The sequence below is a fragment of the Paramylibacter ulvae genome, assembly GCF_014652655.1.
GTDB classification, from domain to species: domain Bacteria; phylum Pseudomonadota; class Alphaproteobacteria; order Rhodobacterales; family Rhodobacteraceae; genus Amylibacter; species Amylibacter ulvae.
Map to the genome: position 1 here is coordinate 19,853 of NZ_BMZF01000011.1, position 21,254 is coordinate 41,106.

Genomic DNA, 21,254 nt, shown 5'->3' on the forward strand with positions numbered 1-21,254 from the left:
TTATGTCATCTTACGAATATACAGATCACGAATATGATGTTGTTGTTGTCGGTGCTGGTGGTGCGGGTTTGCGCGCCACATTGGGCATGGCCGAACAAGGGTTGAAAACTGCCTGTGTGTCCAAGGTTTTCCCAACACGTTCCCATACAGTTGCCGCACAGGGCGGCATCGCGGCCAGCCTTGGCAACATGGATGTTGGCACCGAAATGAATGACCACTGGCAGTGGCATTTGTATGACACTGTAAAAGGTTCCGATTGGCTCGGTGATACGGACGCCATGGAATATTTGGTGCGCGAAGCACCCAAAGCGGTGTATGAATTGGAACATTACGGCGTGCCATTTTCCCGTACTGAAGAGGGTAAAATTTACCAACGCCCCTTTGGCGGTCACACCACCGAATTTGGCGAAGGCCCGCCCGTGCAACGCACATGTGCCGCCGCTGACCGCACAGGCCACGCCATCTTGCACACGCTTTACGGCCAGTCGTTGAAAAACAACGCTGAATTTTACATCGAATATTTCGTCACCGACCTGATTATGACCGAAGACGGGCGTTGTCAGGGCGTGATTGCGTGGAAATTGGATGATGGTACCATTCACCGCTTTAATGCGAAAATGGTTGTGCTGGCGACGGGCGGCTATGGCCGTGCGTATTTCAGCGCGACATCTGCCCATACCTGTACGGGTGATGGCGGCGGTATGGTTGCACGCCAAGGGCTCGCGCTTCAAGATATGGAATTCGTGCAATTCCACCCAACAGGGATCTATGGCTCTGGCTGTTTGATCACAGAGGGTGCGCGCGGCGAGGGTGGTTATTTGACCAACTCCGAAGGGGAACGTTTCATGGAACGCTACGCCCCAACCTACAAGGATTTGGCATCACGCGATGTTGTTTCGCGCTGTATGACCATGGAAATCCGCGAAGGGCGCGGAATCGGCGCCGAGGGCGATCATATCCATTTGCACCTTAACCACTTGCCCCCTGAAACACTGGCAGAACGTTTGCCGGGCATTTCAGAATCCGCACGGATTTTCGCAGGCGTTGATGTGAACAAGGAACCCATCCCCGTATTGCCAACCGTGCATTACAACATGGGTGGCATTCCAACCAATTATTGGGGCGAGGTTTTGGACCCAACCGCCAAAGATCACGATCGCATCTTACCAGGCCTTATGGCTGTGGGCGAGGCGGGCTGTGCATCTGTGCATGGTGCGAACCGTTTGGGTTCAAACAGCCTAATCGATTTGGTTGTGTTTGGCCGGGCGGCGGCAATCAAGGCGGCAGAAGTCGTTGATCCAAAGGCACCAAATGAACCGCTAAACGAAAAATCCGTTGAAAAATCCATGGCTCGTTTTGATGCGATGCGTCACGCGGATGGGGCAACTTCAACCGCAGATTTGCGTCTGGAAATGCAAAAAACAATGCAGGCCGATGCCGCTGTGTTCCGCACAGACAAAACATTGGCCGAAGGCGTTGAAAAAATGACCGCTGTTGCCAAGAAAATGACCGATATCAAGGTCACAGATCGCAGCTTGATCTGGAATTCGGATTTGATGGAAAGCTTGGAATTATCCAACCTGATGCCAAATGCGATGGCAACAATTGTGGGGGCCGAGGCACGCAAAGAAAGCCGCGGCGCACATGCCCACGAAGATTACCCAGATCGCGATGATAAAGTCTGGCGCAAACACAGTTTGGCCCGTGTTACCGATCACAAGGTGAAACTATCCTATCGTGATGTGCATCTTGATCCGCTGACAAAACAAGAAGACGGTGGTATTGATATTAAAAAGATCGCACCAAAAGCGCGGGTATATTAAAGAAATCCGTGCCCGTTTATTGGGCGCGGTACTGTATTTGAGGGGAAATTATGAATACGTTTTTTAAATTATCATCGGTGTGTGTGGCAATTTTCGCCACGGCCTGTACACAATCAAGCGTTGATAACACTATGATTACATCTGACGCGCCGACCACGAAAATGGCGAAATATTCACCGTCAAACACTGATGTGCCAAACATCACTCGATTTTCGCACCCCAAGGGCGAAACAGATGTCTGGAAAACGGCCTATTCCGAATGTGCGCGCGACGCTGGGATAACGGGCAACATTGATTTGATTTTGCGTGAATATGGCGCCTATAACACCGTTGATCTGTCACAAAATCAAGATATTTCCGACGCAGAATTTACAGCAACATTTTGGTGCATGTCTAAATTCGCACAAACAGCATAGGTGGTTAAATGCGCAGCATTGTTTCATTGATAATCATATCCATTGGCATCGTGGGCTGTGCGCCCGCAAAACCAACCATGAGTGTCGAAGACGCAATGCTGGCCTGTCGCGCCAAAGTATCAAAACCAGTGTCCACACGCGTGGGCGTTGGTGTTGGCATCGGATCGGGTGGCAAAGTACGCCCGCATGGCGGTGTTTCGGTGGGGGTTGATCTGTCGTCCATGATGAACCCAGAAAAAACCTATAACGATTGCGTCAAACGAAATTCGGGTGAATGGCCCACAGATATGAAAGGTTCTTCATCATGAATATTGTAAAACCAGCGGTTGGATTGGCATTTGTCGCGGCACTTGCGGGCTGTGAACAGCCACATATCGACGAGGGAAACATCTTGATGGGGGGGCGCGCGTATAATGTGGATTACACAACTTTTCACGCACCCCAACGCACGGCAAAACCTGTGCTCAAAATGATAAAATCCGAAACAACGGCGCCATTGGCGGCGTCGGCGGGGCAAACCTTGTCCAGCGGAACATTCGTGGTGGATACACAAAATGCCACCAACTATCGCGCCGCATATGGTAAATGTGTGCAAAACGCGGGGATCAGTGGCAATGTCACGATCCGCCAAAAACCTTATAACCAGCGCATCACTTTGGGTTTGGTCAAGACCAGTAATATCAGCACCGCGCAATACAAACGCGCCGCGGATTGCATGTCAGCGTATTACGCTGAAAATCAGCCCAAAGTTGTTAAAAAAGTAAGCTCATCGACACCGTTGTAAGCGGTTAGACAGGAATAAGATTGGATAAATCATGGTTGAACTGACCCTGCCAAAAAATTCGCGGATGACCGCGGGTAAAACATGGCCCAAACCAACGGGTGCCACCAATGTGCGCGCATTTCGCATTTACCGATTTGATCCAGATACGGGTGAAAACCCGCGTGTTGATACATATCACGTGGATATGGACAAATGTGGCCCAATGATTTTGGACGCGTTGATCAAGATCAAAAATGAAATTGACCCAACGCTTACGTTCCGTCGGTCTTGCCGCGAAGGCATCTGTGGATCATGTGCGATGAATATCGACGGGATCAACACATTGGCCTGTATTTACGGGCTGGACGAGGTAAAGGGCGATGTCAAAATCTATCCATTGCCCCATATGCCAGTGGTCAAGGATTTGATCCCAGACCTTACGCATTTTTACGCCCAACACGCCAGCATCATGCCGTGGTTGGAAACCAAAACCAACAAACCTGCAACCGAATGGCGCCAATCCATTGATGATCGTAAAAAACTGGACGGTCTGTATGAATGTGTGATGTGTGCATGTTGTTCCACATCTTGCCCGTCATATTGGTGGAATGGTGATCGCTACCTTGGGCCAGCGGCATTGCTGCACGCCTATCGCTGGATCATTGATTCACGTGACGAAGCAACGGGCGAGCGTTTGGACGAATTGCAAGATCCGTTCAAATTGTACCGCTGTCACACCATTATGAACTGTGCCAAAACCTGCCCCAAGGGTTTGAACCCAGCCAAAGCAATCGCAGAGATCAAGAAAAAGATGGTCGAGCGCACGATGTAAATCGCGCCAATATTTCAAAAATTCAAAAGGAGGCGTTTCGCCTCCTTTTTTTGTGAAAATCCGCAAAAACTGCGCAAATCAACTGTCATAACCTGCGCATCACCCCGCTAGGTCAGTTTTATCAAAACACCAAAAGGGGAATGATATGTTTAAATCCAAAGGTTTCCGATTTTTTGTCGTCGGGTTTATGGCGCTTCTGATGGCGATCCCGCTAATTTTTGTCAGCGAAATCGTGAATGATCGCGCCAATTACAACCGCCAAACCATTCAATCGCTCAGCACCGAATGGGGCGGGGCGCAAACGTTAAACGGGCCGATGTTGCAAATTCCGGTTACGGCACGCGTTAAGGTGAAACGCAAGAAATCGATCAAAGACCCGATCACGGGGATCGTCAAAACCACCGAAAAAGGCGAGGTGATTTACGAAGAATACGACGTGGAGGTCATTCAGCATTCCAACCCTCTTTATGTTCTGCCCGAAATTTTCAATCAGGCAATCAGCACCACAACCGAAATTCGCCAGCGCGGCATTTTTAATGTGCCTGTTTACCGCGCCAATTCGGAACAAAAAATCACATATGATGTGTCCGATCTGTCGCGCCATGTGAAATCCAACGAAACCATTCAATGGGATAAAACCAGCTTTATCCTTGGCGTCAGCCAGAACAAGGCACTGCGTGGTGCGGCAAAACTCTCGCTTGATGGTGTTGATGCAAAACTAGAACCACGCAATGCCACGGCGGGTCTTTATGCCGAAATCGGTGATCCGCGCAAAGTGCAACAATATGAAATGACACTTGGCTTTTTGGGGGCACAGCATTTGTATACCACGGCGGCGGGGCGCGAAAATACCGTGTCGATGATGTCTGACTGGCCACACCCCAGCTTTGCTGGTGCGTTTTTACCAGACCAACGCGATATTTCGGATGCTGGATTCAACGCCACATGGGAAATCCCCCATTTTGCCCGATCTGTTGCGCAAATTTCACGTGAAAACCCAGAAAAAAAACTGCAACAATCCGCGACACTTGGTTTGAAATTTTACCAACCCAATGATTTTTACCAAAAGGCATATCGTGCGGGCCAATACGGCTTGATGTTTATCGCACTCACGTTTCTGACCATCCTTTTGCTGGAAAAATCAGATGGTCGCCCCGTACACCCCATTCAATATGTGATGATCGGGTTGGTACAGGCGGTGTTTGTATTGTTGATGGTGTCGTTTGCCGAACAAATCGGATTTAACGCAGCCTATATCCTGGCCAGTGTGGCGACGATTGCGCTTCTGACACTTTATGCCTTTGTGGGGCTGAAACTGGGCAACTCATCCTTGATAGTCGGGGCTGCGCTTGCGGCACTATATGCGGTGCTCTTCTTGATCCTCACCTCTGTTGATTATGCGCTTTTGGCGGGTTCCAGCCTATGTTTCCTTGCAATCGCGGGAACAATGTTGGCAACGCGCAACGAAGATTGGTATGGTCGCATTGCAGATATGACACCAAGCAAGATAAAAATGCCGTTTCAAAAACCGCAACAACAACAAACTTAAACGGTGTCATTGTGCCTCCAAACATGGGGGCGCAATTAAATGACAGGCAAATTTGGATAACACATGAAAATCCTGACAACACTTGCATTGATGTTTTGCGCCACGACCGCTGTGGCGCAAAATTGCGTTGCGCCCAGCGATAATTTTATTGCGTGGGACTGCGCGCCATCTGGTCATGTTTCAATCCATGTGGTTCCTGATGATGGCAATATCTGGGATCGCCGCCCAACGCCAAAATTGGCAGTAACCGGCACATATTCCAGCGCCGATCGTTTTGGTATCGAAGGTCTGGCAATTCGCAATGGCAATATCATATCGCGCCGCTATAAATCATGGGATGGGATATTATTAATCAACCGTGGCAAACCACACATTTTCAATAGCACATCCGTGCGATTATCAGGGCGCAAATTTAACCTCAAAAACAGCACGAGCCGTGATGCGTTTATCGCCTTGGCGAAACGTAAATCAATTGATCTGATTCAATCGCATCTGTTGATTAACAATGGGCGTATTGATGTGCGCGATCAACCCAATCAACCCAAATTCAAACGCCGCCTGTTGGTGCAAACCGACGCGGGATTTGGGGTTTACGAAACGGATCGTCCCAAAACCCTGTTTGAAACCGCGCGCGATATGGCGGCGCTATTTGATCCCCAAATGGCGCTGAATTTGGATATGGGGGCGTATGATTATTGCATGAAGGGCGCAGCGAACTGTGGCAAACTGTTTGTTGATGCTGAAAAGCTTACGAATTTTGTAATTTTCGAGACAGATACTGAAACCAAGTAATTTCAACGCTTGTTCAATCAATTTTCCAAGGCTAGCGTTCATCTATGCCTCGTTTTTTCCCCATAGATATCCATTCAAGTAAAACGCCAAATATCGGTGAATTTTTCGTTTTTGGTGAACGCAATTCGGGCACAAATTTTGCTGATGCATTGCTGCGGAACAATTTTCCACAATTAAGTGCGAGCGCGAATGATCGCATGGCCAAACATGGGTTTCGCTACGGTTGGAAACACGGATTTCCCCAAATGATTGCCGCACCCGATACCACACTTGCGGTGGTGATGTTTCGCGATCCTGAGCGCTGGGTGCAAAGCATGCATCGTCAACCTTGGCATGGCGCAAAACATCTGCGCGAGTTAACATTTTCCGATTTTCTGGCCGCGCCTTGGCAATCGATTGTTGATGAAAAAAACTTTGGCATTACATCGGGCGCTGATCCGCGCGCATACGCTGAATTGCAATGGGATCGCCACCCATTAACGGGGGCGAGGTTTGACAATATCCTACAACTACGCAATGCGAAATCTGCGGGATTTTTATCGCTGAAAAACCGATTTTCAAACGTGATCTTTGCTCGCTACGAAGACGTGGCAAATGCACCCGCTGAATTCATCAATATGATTGGACAAACCTATGCCCTAACGGCGCGTGCAAAATTTGTATCCGTCGATCAACAACGCGGGCGTAAATCTGATGGCAAATTCGTGCGCCATGTTTACGACGATCTTACCCAAACAGATCGCGATTTCATCTGGTCAGGACTGGATACAAAGCAAGAGGAAATATTGGGGTATATTCCTTAACCTTTCGAATGGTTTTGCCAACGCTGGGGCAGGGCGCCGACTAAATCGGCAATCGCGCGATATTGGCTGGCGTATCGTTCCATCAAGGCTGCGCGAATGTGATCGGGTAATGGGCTGTCAACTCCGGCAAAGATACGTTTTTGTGTGTCAACGTTACGCGCGGTGACACCGATGAAATCGTGAATTTCATCCATGGTGGTTTGTTCAAACAGGTTTTCATAAAATGCGATCTTTAGTGAATCAGTCAATCCTGCTTGGGCCACGGAATCAATTGTTTGCGCGTAATTTCCGCGGCGATCAAGATATTGCATTTCGCCCGCCATCAAGCGCGATAACATATTGTCCATCTTGGCCATATCAATCTGTTTGGTCGCATTGTGACGATAGTACAACATGCGCATATTTGACCACGCCCGATCCACAGGATCACGGAGCAGATATAAAAAATGAGTGCGCGGGAAAATACCCGCCATCGTGGCAAAATCATTCGTGCCAAGTGCTGCATATGCGGGGGTGAAATCACCAACAACCTTGGCCGACCCAGCGCCGCGCAGAATAAATTTTTTATAGGCACGGTGATCAGCCCGCGCCGCAAACAAAGCACGAGCATAGGCACGATGGTGTAAATATTTCAACGGGCTCATCACCATTTTTGCACGATGCTTTGGCGTATATTTTGCGCGTTGCAATCGTTTTGCCTTTGGCCAATCACGGCTGTCGAAATAGTGGATTTCTTTGGTGTGCTGAAAATGCGTTTCGGGGTGCTTGTTTAATGTTTGGTGCAACCACGTTGTCCCTGCCTTGGCCGCGCCAATGCAATAAACCATCGACGGTTCCGGGTATTTTTTCGTCAAATCGGAAGAACCATCTGTTAGCAAAATCGTTCTGGCCCCACGGATTGCGTATCGTTATATCGATCACCATAGGCCCAGCCTGCGGGCAGGATGGTTTCAATCTCGGCCATATCATCATCGCTGAATGTGATATCGGCGGCATTTGCCCAATTGGCCATGTTTTCAGGATATCGCGTGCCAGGGATCGGGATCAAATGATCACCGCGATGTAAAATCCACGCAAGTGCAGCGGCAGATGTGGTTAATCCACGATCGCTGGCCCATGCGCTAAATTTCGCGATCATTGCGCAGTTATCCGAATAATTGGGTTCAACAAATCGCGGGTTGGTGCGGCGAAAATCATTGTCGCGCATCATGGCCGGATCGGGTTGTGCATCTGTCAGCATACCGCGTGCCACAGGTGAAAACGGCACAAAGGCCACGCCAAGCTCTGCACAAGTGCGGATCAATCCCAAATCGGGCAGACGGGTCCATAACGAATATTCGTTTTGCACGGCGCGACAGGGATGCACCGCATGTGCACGGCGCAGCGTGGTTGGCGACACTTCCGACAGGCCATAGCCCCCGATTTTTCCCGCATCAATGAACCCCTTAAGCGTTTCAACCACCTCTTCGATCGGGCGATCCTGTTCGCGCCGATGGATGTAATACAAATCAATGTAATCAACGCCCAAACGTTTCATCGACCCATCAAGCGCATTTTCCAAATAGGTGCGTGAATTATCAAAACGACGTTCGGGTTTTACAATAATTCCGCCCTTGGTCGCAATTTTAAACGGATTTTCTTTGCCCTTAAGGTAACTGCCAATCGCGTTTTCGGAAACGCCCATGCCATATAGTTCCGCTGTGTCCAAAAAATTGATCCCGTGATCGATGGCCGCATCCAAACAGCGATGGCTGGTCGCCGTGTCCGTTTCTCCAAAGAACCCCGCAAATGACATACAGCCAAGCCCGATTGCACTGACCTTTGGTCCGTCTTTTCCTAATGTACGATATTTCATGATACGACCCTTTCGTTTGACTAAAACCTAGCGTTTTGAACTGGCCTGTCCATATGCAATTTCGCTTGACGATAGCGCGCCGAACAGCCCATGGTATGCGACAATGTTTGAAACGATTGAAATACCCGTCTGGGCCGTATGGCTTGCTGGAATATTGGCATTAATTGCGGTGTTGGATCGTATTTTGATGCCCACGGTACAATGGTATTTTCATCGCCGATTGAACCGCACGGTCGAATTGTTGAACGAACGCCTGCAATTGAAAATCCCGAAATTCAAATTGACTGATCGCCATGTCATGGTGGATCGCTTGGTGAATGATCCGCTGGTGGTTGATGCCATATTAGAGGAATCGCGCACCGAACAAACCCCACTGGCCGTGATGGAACGCCGTGCGCGTAAATATGCGCGTGAAATCGTGCCATCCTTTTCCGCCATCGGTTATTTTGGCTTTGCCTTTCGTGCCACGCGCTGGTTATCAACGCTGCTTTATAATGTTCACGTCAGCTATCAAGACGAAACAGCGCTCAAGGATATTGATGCAGAGGCACGCGTTGTATTCGTAATGAACCATCGTTCCAACATGGATTACATCCTTGTGACCTATCTGTCCGCGTCACGCTCGGCACTGTCTTATGCAGTGGGTGAATGGGCGCGCGTGTGGCCGTTGAAACAAATCATCCGATCAACAGGTGCGTATTTTATCCGCCGTAAATCGCGCGGCGATCTCTATCGCCGTGTGCTTGCGCGTTATGTGCAAATGGCAACAGAGGGCGGTGTGGCACAAGCGATTTTCCCAGAGGGTGGGTTAACCCGTACAGGCGGGCTGCAACCTGCAAAACTGGGGTTGCTCAATTACATCGTGTCCGATTTCGATCCCGCAAACCACCGCGATATTTTATTCGTACCAGTTGGCGTGAATTATGATCGCGTGATCGAGGATCGCGTGATGCTGGACGCAGGGCAGGGCAAACGCGTTTCGCTCTTTGGCAAACTGGCCGCGATTTTTCATGCGATAAAATGGTATTTCTGGCTTCGTTTTGTGACGAAATTCAAACGCTTTGGCCATGCGGGTGTCTCGTTTGGTAAACCGGTATCACTGGTGGAATTTCTGGGCAAATCCAAGGGGCGCGTGACCGATCGAACCATTGGGCGCTTGGGCAAAGAATTATTGGCAAAGGTCGGGGATATCGTGCCCGTTGTGCCCATGGCACTGGTCGCGCGCGTATTTTTACGCAATGCGTCAACGGGGCTCACACTTGCAGAAATCATCACAGAATCACAAATTGAATTGGGTCTGTTGCGTGATCAGGGCGCGTTGATTGGTCTGACAGACGCCGAAATGGAACAGGGCATCACATTTGGTATTCAAATGCTCAAACGTCGTCATATCCTCGCGCAAAGTGGTGATAAATTCGCCCTGATCCCCGATCAGGCGGAAATCATGCAATATTACGCCAACTCGCTGGCGGATGTGGGTTAAACATCGCGACAAATTGCCAAAAGGGATCGCGTGACTCTGGTTTCAACGCTCGGTATAAGGCGCCAAAATCAACCCACACGAGACGTAAAATGATCAAAGTATTTGGCCACAAGGCACCCGACACAGACGCAACTGGTTCTGCCATTATCTGGGCATGGTACCAAACCGAAAAAGGCAACGCCGCCACGCCATATGTATTGGGCGAACCCAACACAGAGGCTGCATTTGTTTTGAACAAATGGGGATATGAACGCCCTGCGATTTTGGAAAATGTTGGTGCGGGTGATGATGTGATCATCGTTGATACAAACAACCCTGCCGAATTGCCCGAAGGTGTGAACGATGCCAGCATCATTGAAATCATCGACCACCATTTGTTAGTGGGTGGTTTGAAAACCAACCAGCCGATCAATATCACCGTCAAACCCGTTGCATCCACGGCCACAATCATGGCTGGCATGATGGGTGATGATTTGGCATCCGCACCAACAGGTATCAAAGGTTTGATCCTGTCTTGTATCCTGTCTGACACGCTGGAATTTCGCAGCCCAACAACAACAGATGTTGACGTGGCATTGGCAAAATCGCTGGCGTCCGATTTGGACTTGGATATCACAACATATGCGGGTGAAATGTTCGCAGCGAAATCAGATGTATCGCATTTTTCAGACGCTGAATTGCTCCGCCTTGACAGCAAACAATACGATGTCGCCGATAAATCGTTTCGTGTTTCTGTGTTGGAAACAACCAGCCCGGCAACCGTTTTGTCCCGCAAGGACAGCCTGATTGAAACAATGGTTCCTGTGGCATCAGAGGATGGCGTTGATCAGGTTTTGTTGTTTGTCGTTGATATCCTCAAGCAAGAGGCAACACTGTTGGTTCCAAATGATTTGGTGAAAAACTTGGCCACAGCATCATTTGGCGTTGATGTATCCGGTGACACTGTTGTGCTGTCTGGGGTTGTTTCACGCAAAAAGCAAATCATTCCTAACTTGAAAATGTAATAAAGCTCTGGGTTGAATACCTTGGCGGGTCATTTGCGATCCGCCAAGGTTTTGAATCTTTTAAAATCAACGTGTTAAATGTGCATACCCCGCTTTTTTGGGGTATTTTTTTTTCGCCTTTCGATGCGTAATACTGAATAGATAAGAAGACCGCGTTAACGTTCCGTTAACCTTTGTAACAGAGGCTGCAAAAAATGAACCACGACTGGATGCTGGATGTACTAGAGGATCTCAAATCGTTTGCGAATACACACGAATTGGAACGCCTTGCCGAACATCTTGACAGCACGCTAAACGTCGCGGAATCAGATTTGGCCACCTTTGGTGGTGCTACAAGGGTACAAAAACGGAATGGATCAAGACTTGTTGGCGTTCATCCATCGCGTCGAACGTGCTGAAACAATTGAAACGCTCTTTGACTGTGTCAAAGACATTCGGCGTATTTTTGGCGTAAACCACGCAATCTATCATTCCATTCAGTGGCATGGCGAAACATTCGCCTTGGCCACTTATTCGGCTGAATGGCACGAATATTATGGCGGCGAACAACTGTATTTGATTGATCCCGTTGTCATCAACGCATTCAAACGGTTTCACCCATACAATTGGAAATCACTGGATTGGGATACACGCAAAGGGCGTAAATTGCTCCAAGATGCGATTACGATGGGTGTGGGAAACCAAGGGCTATCGTTTCCCATCCGTGGCCCGAATGGCGAATTGGCGCTCTTTTCTGTTAGCCATAACGCCGATGATGAAACCTGGCAAAAATTCATCGAAGATCATCGCGCCGATCTGATGTTGATCGGTTATTTTTTTCACAAAGCCGCGCGGCGTCTGGTCATATCGCGTGATCTGGGCGATCCTGTTGCCTTGTCCCCACGAGAGATGGAAACGCTCACACTTCTTGCACTTGGGTTAAACCGCGCAACGATTGCGCAAAACCTGCAAATTTCGGAACACACGTTGCGCGGATATATTGAATCTTCGCGTATAAAACTCAGCGCAAATAACACCACCCACGCGGTTTCAAGCGCCATGGCACGTGGCTTAATTTCGCTGTAACACGTTAAATTTAAATAAAAATTTCATCAAAAATCCAAACCACCGTACGCTATGGTTAACAGCCCTTAACCACGATCGCGTTAGCACCTCCCTATGGAGGATTATCATGCTAACCTATCTTTACGCTGACCAACTTGCTCAACAAACTAAGCTGCACAATTCAATGTTTACCGATCGCGCGTGGCAATTCCGCCAACGGTTGAAATGGGATGTGGATGTGGATGCCACCGGGTTTGAACGTGACGAATACGATGATATGAACCCGCTTTATGCGATCTGGCGAAAACCAGATGGCACGCATGGCGGGTCAATGCGCGCGATGCCCACGTCGGGGCGTTGCATGGTGAATGAACATTTTTCAAACGTTGCAGGGCGCAAAATCAGTGACCCCAAAATATGGGAAAGCACGCGGTTTTGTTTGTCCCCTGATCTGGGTGAACAGGCGGGGCGCATATCGGCCGCATTGATGCTGGCGGGGTGTGAAATTGGCATTGGCATGGGGCTTGATCGGGCGGTTGGGGTGTTTGATCCGCGCATGGTGCGCATTTATCGCCGCCTTGGGTGGCCGCCTGAAATCTTGGGCACAACGGGTGCAGGGCGCGATAAAATCTATGTCGGGCTGTGGGATTTTTCCCAAACCGTGCGCCACAGATTGGCACAAAATGCGGGCGTATCACCACAAATATCTACGCTGTGGTTCGAACGTGCGTTTGGCGGGGTAAAAACCATCGCCGCATAACGCTTGGTGCTGGTGCATTTTTCATCGGCGGGTTAGGTTGGCGAAAAACGACAGGACCCGCCAATGCAATACTCCGACGACCAAGCCGCCGCATATGACGCGGTGACAACGGCACTTTTGGCCGCGGGCGTTGATATCGAAAACGAAGTCCTATTGCCCGAGGCCTCCGCAGGGTTCCAAATGATGGCGATTTTGGGCAAGGCGGGGTCGGGCAAAACCCTATTGCTCGCCAAGTTGGCAGAGGCACTGAATGGCGCTGGCGTTGATATCATTTCGGGCGACTACGAGGGAAAATCGCGCAAAGATCGGCGCACCTTGGCCATCCTTGCCCCCACGAATAAGGCCGCATCGGTGTTGCGCAATCGCGGCGTTGCCGCCACCACAATCCACCGCATTTTATACACGCCTGTTTATGACCCTGAATATGAAAAAATCGCCGAATGGCTGGAAGGGCGGGGTGAACGCCCCAAGGTGGAAGGGCTGACAGATGCCGCCCTTGATCGTGCCGCTGCGTTTTATGCGTTGAATAAATCCATCCCAGGGGCGATGGCCACGGCGGGTTTGCGCGGGTCTGATTTTATCACGGGCTGGAAACGGCGCGAAGACCCGCTTGATATCGGTTTCATCGACGAAAGCTCGATGTTGGACGACAAGCAAATGGATGACCTAAAGGAAATATTTACCACACTCGTTCTGTTTGGGGATCCAGCACAGCTCGCCCCCGTGGGGCAGAGCGGATCCATGGCGTTCGAAAGCATTCGCGACAGCCGCAAAATGTTTCTTAACCGCATTCACCGACAGGCCGATGATAACCCGATCCTTGATCTCGCCCACGCTCTTGGTGATGAGAGCCTGACATTCGATCAGTTTGAACGCATGATCGAAACCGCCGCGGCAAAAGATGATCGCGTCGTGCTCGCCCCCAGTGTTCAGGCCAGCTTGATGGCGCGATCCCCTGTGTTGGTCTGGCGCAATGCCACACGTATTCGCCTTATCCATGCGTTTCGCAACGCATATGGTGCCCCGCCTGATATGTTGTTGGAGGGCGAACCATTGATTTGCGATGGGATCGAGTTGCCCGCCAAACACCGCAAAAAACGTATTGATTTAGAAGCACGCGGCCTGATCAAAGGTGCGCAATGTGTGTATCTTGGTGCAGGGAAAAAGGTTGGGTTTTCCCGCCTGCATGTTCTGGGCGCAGAAGACCCTCAAGTTTCCGCCGCCACCATTATCAAAATCGAAATGCCTGACGAGGATGAACCGTTTATCCCATCGGCTGCGCGTATGGGCGCGGCATTCGTTCATGGTGCGGCCTGTACCATTCACAAGGCTCAGGGTTCACAATGGGATGATGTTCAGGTGTTCGCCCCCGATATTTACGCCGCCAGCCGCGCAGGGCGCATGGAGGCAGGGATACCATTGTGGAAACGCTTGGCCTATGTCGCAATCACACGCGCATCCGAACGATTGTTCTGGGTGAAACGATACCGTCTGGCGCGCCCCGATGCTCCGTTGACGGTGGCTGATCTGCGCCAAACAACACCCGCTGAATTGGTGTTACAAGCACCCGATGCTGGTTAGCGTACGCATCACTTACGCAATCCTAATCATAATCAGGGTATAACATCCCCGACGTCAAAACGTGGTACGATCCTGCACATGCGGGATTTTCCGATTATCACTGGTGAGTGGGATTAAAACCCCAATGGGAACAGGTTCGACAGACCTGATATACACAACCACAATGGTGGGCCCGCCTTTATCATTATTTACACAAACCCCGCCGCCAAATTGGGCCGTGGGGCGTTTGTGCTAAAATACGATATTCATCATCACCATGGACACGATTAAAAACAGCACGGTCATCATCCCGCCTGTGCGCAAGAAATCCGTCACTTTGTAACCACCTGGACCCATGATCAGCGCGTTCACCTGATGGGTTGGGATTAGGAATGAATTGGATGTGGAAATCGCCACGGTCAGCGCGAAAATTGCAGGATCACCACCCGCCGCCAATGCAATGCTTATGGCCAGTGGCACCAACAACACTGTTGCGCCCACATTGGACATCACGAGCGTGAATATGGTGGCAAGGATCGCAACACCCACTTGCAGTGCCCAAATCGGCCAACCATCCAACAGGAACAACACCTGTTGCGCAATCCATTCCGCCGTGCCGGTGGTTTGCACGGCCTGTCCCAGCGGGATCAAACTTGCCAGCAAAAACACGGTGTTCCAACCAACGGCATTATACGCCTCGTCGATGTTCAAAACCTTGGTGGTGATCATGCCAACCGCACCGACCAATAAACACAAGGATAAGCGCACATCGCTAAATAAAATAAGCCCCAGCGCAATCAGGAAAAATACCAATGCCCAGCCAACCTTGTGCGGGCGCAGCTCTTCTTGTGGGTAATCGGATGTAACGATCACAAAATTCTTGTCATCCTTTAGGCGTGTCAGGCTTTCCCATTCGGTATGCACAACCAAGGTGTCGCCCACCTGAAATGGGATCGTGCCGATACGCGTGGATTCATGTTCTTGGGTTTCAACATGGCTAAATGTTTCCTCGCCGCGGTGAATGGCAAGCAAGCTAATCCCAAGGGTTGCGCGAAAACGGCGTTCACGCGCGGTGGTGCCAATAATGTTGGAATCGGGTGGAATAACCAATTCCGCCACACCTGATTTTGTCGCGGCAACGTCTTCGGCAAACACTTCCAATTTGTCCAACAGGTTCAAACCGTAAGTGTCGCACATCTCTTGGATCACCTTGCGCCGCCCCAAAATCGCCAAACGACAGGGCGTTTCAATTGGGTTGGTCAACACGGGTGGAAAAACCTTGTTGCCGTTGTGATAATACCCAATCACATACAGATGATGCGCATCGCAAATATCGCCCAATGCTTCGCCTACCAACAGGTTGCCCTTGGGAATTTCGACCTCACATATATCGGCCTTTAACCCATAAACGCGCTTCATATATTCCTTCATTGATTGGCCAGATGCACCATTTGTTCGCGATGGTTTGTTGGGCAACACCCAGCGACCAAATAATACGAAATACAAAATCCCCGTCAAAACCAATGATGCGCCAACAGGGGTGACGGCGAATAATTCAAACGGTTCCATCTGCGCATTACTGGGCAAATCCTTGTTCGCCGTCACGATCAAATCGTTCAACAAGATTAACGGCGAGGATCCCACCATCGTCATTGTGCCGCCCAAAATCGCACAAAACCCCATAGGCATTAACAATCTGCTCATCGGCACTTCTGTACGTGCGGAAATGCGGCTCACGACGGGCACGAACAATGCCGCCGCCCCAACATTTTGCAAGAAACTGGAAATAAACCCAACCGTGCCAGAAATCACGGGTATAATGCGCTTTTCGGTACTGCCACCATATTTCAAAATCATTGAGGCCACCTTGGACATCAATCCAGTTTTATCCAGCCCCGCACCGATAATCATCACCGCAATAATTGAAATCACCGCATTGGATGCAAACCCATCAAACAGATGCGTGACATCCGCCAGATTTTGAAGCCCAGGCAAGTAACTTAACCCCCCCAACAAAACCATGACCATGATCGCGGCCAGATCGACACGCACAATTTCGGAAATAAACAGAAAAACGGTAAAGCCAATGATGCATAAAACGGCAATCATTTCAGTGGTCAGGGTGATGGTATCCATGTTCTCTCACAGGTAAATCGCATTGATTCACCTATAGGCTAGCTGGCATAGTGGAGCAAGGACTCTGCTTGTATTTTTGTATACAAAAGTGGCGATCTGCTATTCACAAAATCACTTTTCGCATCACCAGCGCATCTATTTTGCGCAGATCTGGGGTTTGATAATACCCTTTGCGTGTTCCCGCCATGTCAAAGTTGAACCGATGATAAAGCGCAATCGCGCCTTGGTTTTCAGAGCTGACCTCTAAAAACACCTCGGACACGTTATGTGAGTTGAGATGGGCATCAAATGCCCGCATCAATGTGGTGGCAATGCCGTTGCGCCGTGCGCGGGGTAACACCGCGATGGTTAATAATTCCGCCTCATCGGCAACGATGCGCCCCATGATAAACCCATCACGCGCGGTGCAAATAAACACGCCTTTGCTGGCGAGCAGGGCATCAAATTCGGTTGCCGACCATGGGCGCGGGGTTTGAAAACACGCGGCGTGTATCGATGCGAGTTCTGTCGCGTCCATTACAATATCGTGGGCAGGGGATCGGATGAAACAGCCGCATCTGCATCGCGCAGATATAATGGCGCGGGGCGCGGGTTATCATCATCAAATCGGTCATGCGCCAAATATGCCGTTGCCAACGCAATGCTGTGTTTTGGCAATTGGGCTATTTTGAAACGTTCAATAAGATCAACATCTTGTGGCGCAAGGATGATCTGTTCCTGATCACCCGACATTTCATCAACCGCGATCATTTTGGGATCATTGGTTGCTTTGCCAGCGTGAAATTCTTGTGTGTAAATACGTGCACGCCGTGCATCCAAAACGATCTGGTTCACACCCGTTGCACCATATGCCATTGCCGCCAGTCGTGATATGCCAATGGCGGGAATATTGCGTGCCAACGCCAATCCACGCGCGGCGGATACGGATATGCGCACACCTGTGAAATTACCGGGGCCCACACCCACGCCAATCGCGCCTAGATCGTCATATGTGTGACCTGTATCGGTTAACACCTGTTCGATCAGTGGGAACAGACGTTCGGCCTGACCCTTGGTCATGGGTTCGGCCACATCGGCCAAAACCCGATCGCCCAAAACCAAAGCGACCGCGCAATGCGCGGCCGATGTATCAAATGCCAATATCAGCTTAGGCGGCAACGGGGCGTACCTCTGTCACTTCTGGGATGTAATGGCGCAACAGGTTTTCAATCCCCATTTTCAACGTGATCGTTGATGATGGGCAGCCCGCACAGGCACCTTGCATATGCAGGTATACAACGCCGCGATCAAAACCGTGGAATGTGATGTCACCACCGTCTTGTGCCACTGCAGGGCGCACACGGGTATCAAGCAATTCTTTGATTTGATCCACAATTTCGGAATCTTCGCCGCTGTGTTCGGCGTGGCCACCTGCGGCATCCGCGTCTGCACCATCCATCACGGGTGCGCCCGATTGGAAATGTTCCATGATCGCACCAAGGATCGCAGGTTTGATATGATCCCATTCCATCGCATCGGTTTTTGTTACCGTCACAAAATCAGGGCCAAAGAACACGCCAGATACGCCATCCACCGCGAATATACGCTGTGCAAGTGGCGAGCTGTGCGCCGCATCAGCGGATGGAAAATCCGCTGTGCCAGCAGCCATAACCGTTTGACCGGGCAAAAATTTCAGCGTCGCTGGGTTTGGTGTTGATTCCGTTTGAATGAACATGATCACATATCCTTGTGTGGTTTGATCAGAATATGCGCCTATGGGGTGGGGAAGTCAAGATTTAGAATGATTCTAATTCTTTATCTCACGGCGGTGTGAAATCATTGGCTAGCTGGGTGATAACCAAGAAAATGCGCGGCGCAAATATGGCGGTGCATCGGTTTCAACGGGCGTGCCATGTGCCATCAAAACCTTTTGCGCGGGCCAGTCATAAATTTTGCGCAGTTTTGCACGCGCCGCCTTGCGATTTACAAAGCTCATCCGAAATTTACGCGGCACGGTTGGTTCATCACAAACCATCAGATCAAGGTGTGCAACAATCGCACGCCACCCTTTGTGCCAGCCCTTTGGAAATTGTTGCAACAGGTCGGTAAATATCACCGTCCCACTGGCGCGATGAAAAAACACCACCTCTGTTGTGATTGCGCATCGCATCATCACCTGATCAATCTGCCCGTCCCATGCTGGGGCAGGTATATCAGACAATTCGCTATCAAATGTGATGTCTTTGCGTTTTTGCGCCAACTTGGGCGCGCCGTGGATTTGTGCATTGGGATATGCTGCGATCCATTCAGGCAAAAACAAATGATGTAATGAATTTGGCGCAACGATATGGGCAACCATGCCAATGGCATCAACTGCATTTTTCAAATTATTATCCATCGCCACGGGTGAGCAGATAAACAGGGTTCCATCCGACAGGCGTATCACCGCCATGCGGGTGGGGTATTGAAATCCTGCAACGCTGACCACTTTGCCGTCGGCAATCCAGATATCGCTGCCAAATTCAACCAGCATTGTTCAAATGCCGCGTAATTGTGCGAAACATTGCAATGTTTTCCAGCGCGGGTGCACCATTGCCGTCTTTGAAATTCACATCCGTCGAATTGATCGCAATCACCACGTTTTCATCTGGGTTGATATAAATGAATTGGCCATAAATCCCGATGGCAAAACATTCACCCGCCACCGCATGGGGCGGCAGCCACCATTGATATCCATATCCAAGTTCACCCTCTGGTGTGCCGATTTTTTCGGGCAGGGGGGGTGGCGCGGATTGGGTGGTGGATTGTGTGATCCATTCTTTGGACACAACCCGTACACCATCAACCGTACCACCATTTGCAATCAATAAACCGATACGCGCATAATCACGTGTGGTCATGTTCAATCCGCCCAATACAAACGGTTCGCCCATGCTGTCGGTCATGATAAAGGGCGGCGTTTCAATGCGCAGTGGATCAAAAATATGGGTGATGAACAGGGGCAATATATCCGTATTCATCAAGGCGCGAATGGCCATGCCAATGACATGCGTATCAATGGATACATAATGATTATATGTGTTTGGCGCGATGTCAGTTGTCAGCCCAGCGGCAAATTCATCCATTGATCCGCCAAGTGCGAGCACACGACCCATGCGGTTAATGTCGGAATTATAATCCAAATAATCCTCGTTAAACGCGACACCGCTGGCCATGTTCAACACATTGCGCAGCGTGACATCGTGATATCCCGTACCGACCAAGCGTGGCACGATATCTGATATTTTACGATCCAGTGCGGATGGATCAACCAAGCCTTTGTCGATCAACGCGCCCAGCAATAATGACGTAACACTTTTGCACATCGACCATGAAATGCGCCGATCATCGGGGGCTGTGCCTTGAAAATAATCCTCGTGCACGATTGTGCTGTCTTTGATCACCACCATCGCGGTTAATGCGCGCCGTTTCATCCATTCATCAAATGCGGTTGATTGCCCCAGATGGGTCATGCCAATGGGCATATCATGTGGCTGGCTGGGCAGGGGGCTTGGGTTGTTGGTGTTGGTCTGAATATCTGTAAAATACAGCAATTCATTCATATTGCTGAAATTATGCACGATTTTATCAGGTGCAAACAATTTGTTCACCCGCCCCAACCGTTTGATCCCCGCAAAATCAAGCCGCACAAGATGGCGCAGAACGAGGGTCGCAGTATCGCTCAGTTGGGCAAGGGACATATTGTTACCTGTTAAATTTATCCATTAATTTTTGCATCGCACTGCGATTGTCTGTGGGCGCAGGCACGTCATCCTTGGCCTGTTTTTGCGTTGGCTGTTTTGCGGGCTTGGCCGTTTCCTTGGGCGCGCTGTGATTTGGGTTTACGCGCAGCGCCACCGCATTCATGAATTTGCCGTTGTCGCCATCGGCCAAATGCGGTGCACCATCGCCACACCCGCGCAACACATCATCAAGCCATTCGGCGTCCGATTTCGCAAAATCATGTAAAACATAGGCCGCAACGCGGTCTTTGTGTCCGGGATGCCCGATGCCCATGCGCACACGTTGATAATCCGCGCCGATATGTTGGTGAATGGAACGCAGCCCATTATGCCCCGCATGACCACCACCCATTTTGACGCGACATTTCGCAGGCGCCAGATCCAATTCATCGTGAAACACGGTCACATCGCTAGGGTCAATTTTGTAAAACTGCATCGCTGCATTCACCGATTGCCCAGACAGGTTCATGAATGTTTCGGGTTTTAACAACGCCACCTTTTGCCCGCCCAAGCGGCCATCGGCGACTTGGCCTTGGAATTTGGCCCGCCACGGGGAAAACCCGTGATCGCGCGCAATTTCATCCATCGCCATAAACCCAATGTTATGACGGTTCTGCGCGTATTTCGCGCCGGGGTTACCAAGACCAACAAATAATTTCATGGGTTTACTGAT

General features: G+C 50.1%; 22 protein-coding genes. 13 read left to right on the forward strand and 9 right to left on the reverse strand.

Annotation, left to right across the window (positions count from 1 at the left end):
• Positions 1 to 2: 2 nt before the first annotated feature.
• The 8 genes from sdhA (at position 3) to IE094_RS14310 (ending at position 6,978) form a co-directional block, all read left to right on the forward strand.
• The gene (gene sdhA, locus IE094_RS14275) at positions 3 to 1,823 is read left to right on the forward strand and encodes a succinate dehydrogenase flavoprotein subunit (protein WP_189641393.1); all 1,821 of its coding nucleotides are present in this window, start codon (positions 3 to 5) and stop codon (positions 1,821 to 1,823) included.
• Between the two features lie 50 nt (positions 1,824 to 1,873).
• On the forward strand, positions 1,874 to 2,239 hold the full coding sequence (locus tag IE094_RS14280; protein ID WP_189641394.1) for a hypothetical protein: 366 nt from the start codon (positions 1,874 to 1,876) through the stop codon (positions 2,237 to 2,239).
• 8 nt (positions 2,240 to 2,247) lie between these two features.
• A complete protein-coding gene (locus IE094_RS14285) occupies positions 2,248 to 2,547 on the forward strand; it encodes a hypothetical protein (protein ID WP_189641395.1) in 300 nt (99 codons plus the stop codon).
• A complete protein-coding gene (locus IE094_RS14290) occupies positions 2,544 to 3,023 on the forward strand; it encodes a hypothetical protein (RefSeq protein ID WP_189641396.1) in 480 nt (159 codons plus the stop codon). Before IE094_RS14285 ends, IE094_RS14290 begins: the two co-directional genes overlap by 4 nt.
• Positions 3,024 to 3,054: 31 nt before the next feature.
• Positions 3,055 to 3,834: a succinate dehydrogenase iron-sulfur subunit gene (locus tag IE094_RS14295; RefSeq protein ID WP_189641397.1), complete on the forward strand. Its 780-nt coding sequence runs from the start codon at positions 3,055 to 3,057 to the stop codon at positions 3,832 to 3,834.
• 145 nt (positions 3,835 to 3,979) lie between these two features.
• The gene (gene creD / locus IE094_RS14300; protein ID WP_189641398.1) at positions 3,980 to 5,383 is read left to right on the forward strand and encodes a cell envelope integrity protein CreD; all 1,404 of its coding nucleotides are present in this window, start codon (positions 3,980 to 3,982) and stop codon (positions 5,381 to 5,383) included.
• Positions 5,384 to 5,446: 63 nt separating this feature from the next.
• On the forward strand, positions 5,447 to 6,175 hold the full coding sequence (locus IE094_RS14305; protein WP_189641399.1) for a hypothetical protein: 729 nt from the start codon (positions 5,447 to 5,449) through the stop codon (positions 6,173 to 6,175).
• A 44-nt stretch (positions 6,176 to 6,219) separates the two neighbouring features.
• Positions 6,220 to 6,978: a hypothetical protein gene (locus tag IE094_RS14310; protein ID WP_189641400.1), complete on the forward strand. Its 759-nt coding sequence runs from the start codon at positions 6,220 to 6,222 to the stop codon at positions 6,976 to 6,978.
• On the opposite strand, the gene IE094_RS14315 is transcribed toward IE094_RS14310, so the two are convergent.
• Together IE094_RS14315 and IE094_RS14320 are read right to left on the reverse strand one after the other, a co-directional pair.
• Entirely contained in the window at positions 6,975 to 7,805 is an 831-nt protein-coding gene (locus tag IE094_RS14315) for a sulfotransferase (RefSeq protein WP_189641401.1), read from the reverse strand. The two genes, IE094_RS14310 and IE094_RS14315, sit on opposite strands and share 4 nt — an antisense overlap.
• A gap of 44 nt (positions 7,806 to 7,849) precedes the next feature.
• The gene (locus IE094_RS14320; RefSeq protein WP_189641402.1) at positions 7,850 to 8,833 is read right to left on the reverse strand and encodes an aldo/keto reductase; all 984 of its coding nucleotides are present in this window, start codon (positions 8,831 to 8,833) and stop codon (positions 7,850 to 7,852) included.
• A 103-nt stretch (positions 8,834 to 8,936) separates the two neighbouring features.
• Between IE094_RS14320 and IE094_RS14325 the strand changes: the two genes are divergently transcribed.
• The 5 genes from IE094_RS14325 to IE094_RS14345 all read left to right on the forward strand — a co-directional run bounded on the left by IE094_RS14325 (position 8,937) and on the right by IE094_RS14345 (position 14,705).
• A complete protein-coding gene (locus IE094_RS14325) occupies positions 8,937 to 10,316 on the forward strand; it encodes a 1-acyl-sn-glycerol-3-phosphate acyltransferase (protein ID WP_189641403.1) in 1,380 nt (459 codons plus the stop codon).
• 89 nt (positions 10,317 to 10,405) lie between these two features.
• Positions 10,406 to 11,320 (forward strand): manganese-dependent inorganic pyrophosphatase, encoded by a 915-nt coding sequence (locus tag IE094_RS14330; RefSeq protein ID WP_189641404.1) that lies wholly within the window; start codon positions 10,406 to 10,408, stop codon positions 11,318 to 11,320.
• Between the two features lie 351 nt (positions 11,321 to 11,671).
• A complete protein-coding gene (locus IE094_RS14335; RefSeq protein WP_189641405.1) occupies positions 11,672 to 12,385 on the forward strand; it encodes a helix-turn-helix transcriptional regulator in 714 nt (237 codons plus the stop codon).
• 106 nt (positions 12,386 to 12,491) lie between these two features.
• Positions 12,492 to 13,124: an acyl-homoserine-lactone synthase gene (locus IE094_RS14340; RefSeq protein ID WP_189641406.1), complete on the forward strand. Its 633-nt coding sequence runs from the start codon at positions 12,492 to 12,494 to the stop codon at positions 13,122 to 13,124.
• A gap of 63 nt (positions 13,125 to 13,187) precedes the next feature.
• Positions 13,188 to 14,705: an AAA family ATPase gene (locus IE094_RS14345; RefSeq protein WP_189641407.1), complete on the forward strand. Its 1,518-nt coding sequence runs from the start codon at positions 13,188 to 13,190 to the stop codon at positions 14,703 to 14,705.
• A gap of 231 nt (positions 14,706 to 14,936) precedes the next feature.
• Here IE094_RS14345 and IE094_RS14350 read toward each other — a convergent pair whose 3' ends face one another.
• From IE094_RS14350 to pth, 7 genes are all read right to left on the reverse strand, one after another.
• Positions 14,937 to 16,820, reverse strand: a complete 1,884-nt coding sequence (locus IE094_RS14350) for an SLC13 family permease (RefSeq protein ID WP_189641408.1) — start codon at positions 16,818 to 16,820, stop codon at positions 14,937 to 14,939.
• A 103-nt stretch (positions 16,821 to 16,923) separates the two neighbouring features.
• Entirely contained in the window at positions 16,924 to 17,337 is a 414-nt protein-coding gene (gene rimI, locus IE094_RS14355; protein ID WP_189641409.1) for a ribosomal protein S18-alanine N-acetyltransferase, read from the reverse strand.
• On the reverse strand, positions 17,337 to 17,978 hold the full coding sequence (gene tsaB, locus IE094_RS14360; RefSeq protein ID WP_189641410.1) for a tRNA (adenosine(37)-N6)-threonylcarbamoyltransferase complex dimerization subunit type 1 TsaB: 642 nt from the start codon (positions 17,976 to 17,978) through the stop codon (positions 17,337 to 17,339). The genes rimI and tsaB overlap by 1 nt, the downstream gene beginning before the upstream one ends.
• The gene (locus IE094_RS14365) at positions 17,968 to 18,534 is read right to left on the reverse strand and encodes a NifU family protein (protein ID WP_189641411.1); all 567 of its coding nucleotides are present in this window, start codon (positions 18,532 to 18,534) and stop codon (positions 17,968 to 17,970) included. The genes tsaB and IE094_RS14365 overlap by 11 nt, the downstream gene beginning before the upstream one ends.
• A gap of 108 nt (positions 18,535 to 18,642) precedes the next feature.
• Complete coding sequence (locus IE094_RS14370; RefSeq protein ID WP_189641412.1) at positions 18,643 to 19,332, reverse strand: DUF4336 domain-containing protein; 690 nt, start codon at positions 19,330 to 19,332, stop codon at positions 18,643 to 18,645.
• Positions 19,322 to 20,539, reverse strand: a complete 1,218-nt coding sequence (locus IE094_RS14375; protein ID WP_189641413.1) for a serine hydrolase domain-containing protein — start codon at positions 20,537 to 20,539, stop codon at positions 19,322 to 19,324. Before IE094_RS14375 ends, IE094_RS14370 begins: the two co-directional genes overlap by 11 nt.
• Positions 20,540 to 20,543: 4 nt before the next feature.
• Entirely contained in the window at positions 20,544 to 21,242 is a 699-nt protein-coding gene (gene pth / locus IE094_RS14380) for an aminoacyl-tRNA hydrolase (RefSeq protein WP_189641414.1), read from the reverse strand.
• Positions 21,243 to 21,254: the final 12 nt, after the last annotated feature.

Coding starts and splice junctions, on each gene's coding strand:
- IE094_RS14320 (WP_189641402.1), bottom strand. CDS start 8,833: ATGAAATATCGTACATTAGGAAAAGACGGACCAAAGGTCAGTGCAATC.
- sdhA (WP_189641393.1), top strand. CDS start 3: ATGTCATCTTACGAATATACAGATCACGAATATGATGTTGTTGTTGTC.
- IE094_RS14375 (WP_189641413.1), bottom strand. CDS start 20,539: ATGTCCCTTGCCCAACTGAGCGATACTGCGACCCTCGTTCTGCGCCAT.
- creD (WP_189641398.1), top strand. CDS start 3,980: ATGTTTAAATCCAAAGGTTTCCGATTTTTTGTCGTCGGGTTTATGGCG.
- rimI (WP_189641409.1), bottom strand. CDS start 17,337: ATGGACGCGACAGAACTCGCATCGATACACGCCGCGTGTTTTCAAACC.
- IE094_RS14315 (WP_189641401.1), bottom strand. CDS start 7,805: ATGGTTTATTGCATTGGCGCGGCCAAGGCAGGGACAACGTGGTTGCAC.
- IE094_RS14365 (WP_189641411.1), bottom strand. CDS start 18,534: ATGTTCATTCAAACGGAATCAACACCAAACCCAGCGACGCTGAAATTT.
- IE094_RS14305 (WP_189641399.1), top strand. CDS start 5,447: ATGAAAATCCTGACAACACTTGCATTGATGTTTTGCGCCACGACCGCT.
- IE094_RS14310 (WP_189641400.1), top strand. CDS start 6,220: ATGCCTCGTTTTTTCCCCATAGATATCCATTCAAGTAAAACGCCAAAT.
- IE094_RS14330 (WP_189641404.1), top strand. CDS start 10,406: ATGATCAAAGTATTTGGCCACAAGGCACCCGACACAGACGCAACTGGT.
- IE094_RS14345 (WP_189641407.1), top strand. CDS start 13,188: ATGCAATACTCCGACGACCAAGCCGCCGCATATGACGCGGTGACAACG.
- IE094_RS14350 (WP_189641408.1), bottom strand. CDS start 16,820: ATGGATACCATCACCCTGACCACTGAAATGATTGCCGTTTTATGCATC.
- pth (WP_189641414.1), bottom strand. CDS start 21,242: ATGAAATTATTTGTTGGTCTTGGTAACCCCGGCGCGAAATACGCGCAG.
- IE094_RS14290 (WP_189641396.1), top strand. CDS start 2,544: ATGAATATTGTAAAACCAGCGGTTGGATTGGCATTTGTCGCGGCACTT.
- IE094_RS14325 (WP_189641403.1), top strand. CDS start 8,937: ATGTTTGAAACGATTGAAATACCCGTCTGGGCCGTATGGCTTGCTGGA.
- IE094_RS14340 (WP_189641406.1), top strand. CDS start 12,492: ATGCTAACCTATCTTTACGCTGACCAACTTGCTCAACAAACTAAGCTG.
- IE094_RS14370 (WP_189641412.1), bottom strand. CDS start 19,332: ATGCTGGTTGAATTTGGCAGCGATATCTGGATTGCCGACGGCAAAGTG.
- IE094_RS14285 (WP_189641395.1), top strand. CDS start 2,248: ATGCGCAGCATTGTTTCATTGATAATCATATCCATTGGCATCGTGGGC.
- IE094_RS14280 (WP_189641394.1), top strand. CDS start 1,874: ATGAATACGTTTTTTAAATTATCATCGGTGTGTGTGGCAATTTTCGCC.
- IE094_RS14295 (WP_189641397.1), top strand. CDS start 3,055: ATGGTTGAACTGACCCTGCCAAAAAATTCGCGGATGACCGCGGGTAAA.
- IE094_RS14335 (WP_189641405.1), top strand. CDS start 11,672: ATGGATCAAGACTTGTTGGCGTTCATCCATCGCGTCGAACGTGCTGAA.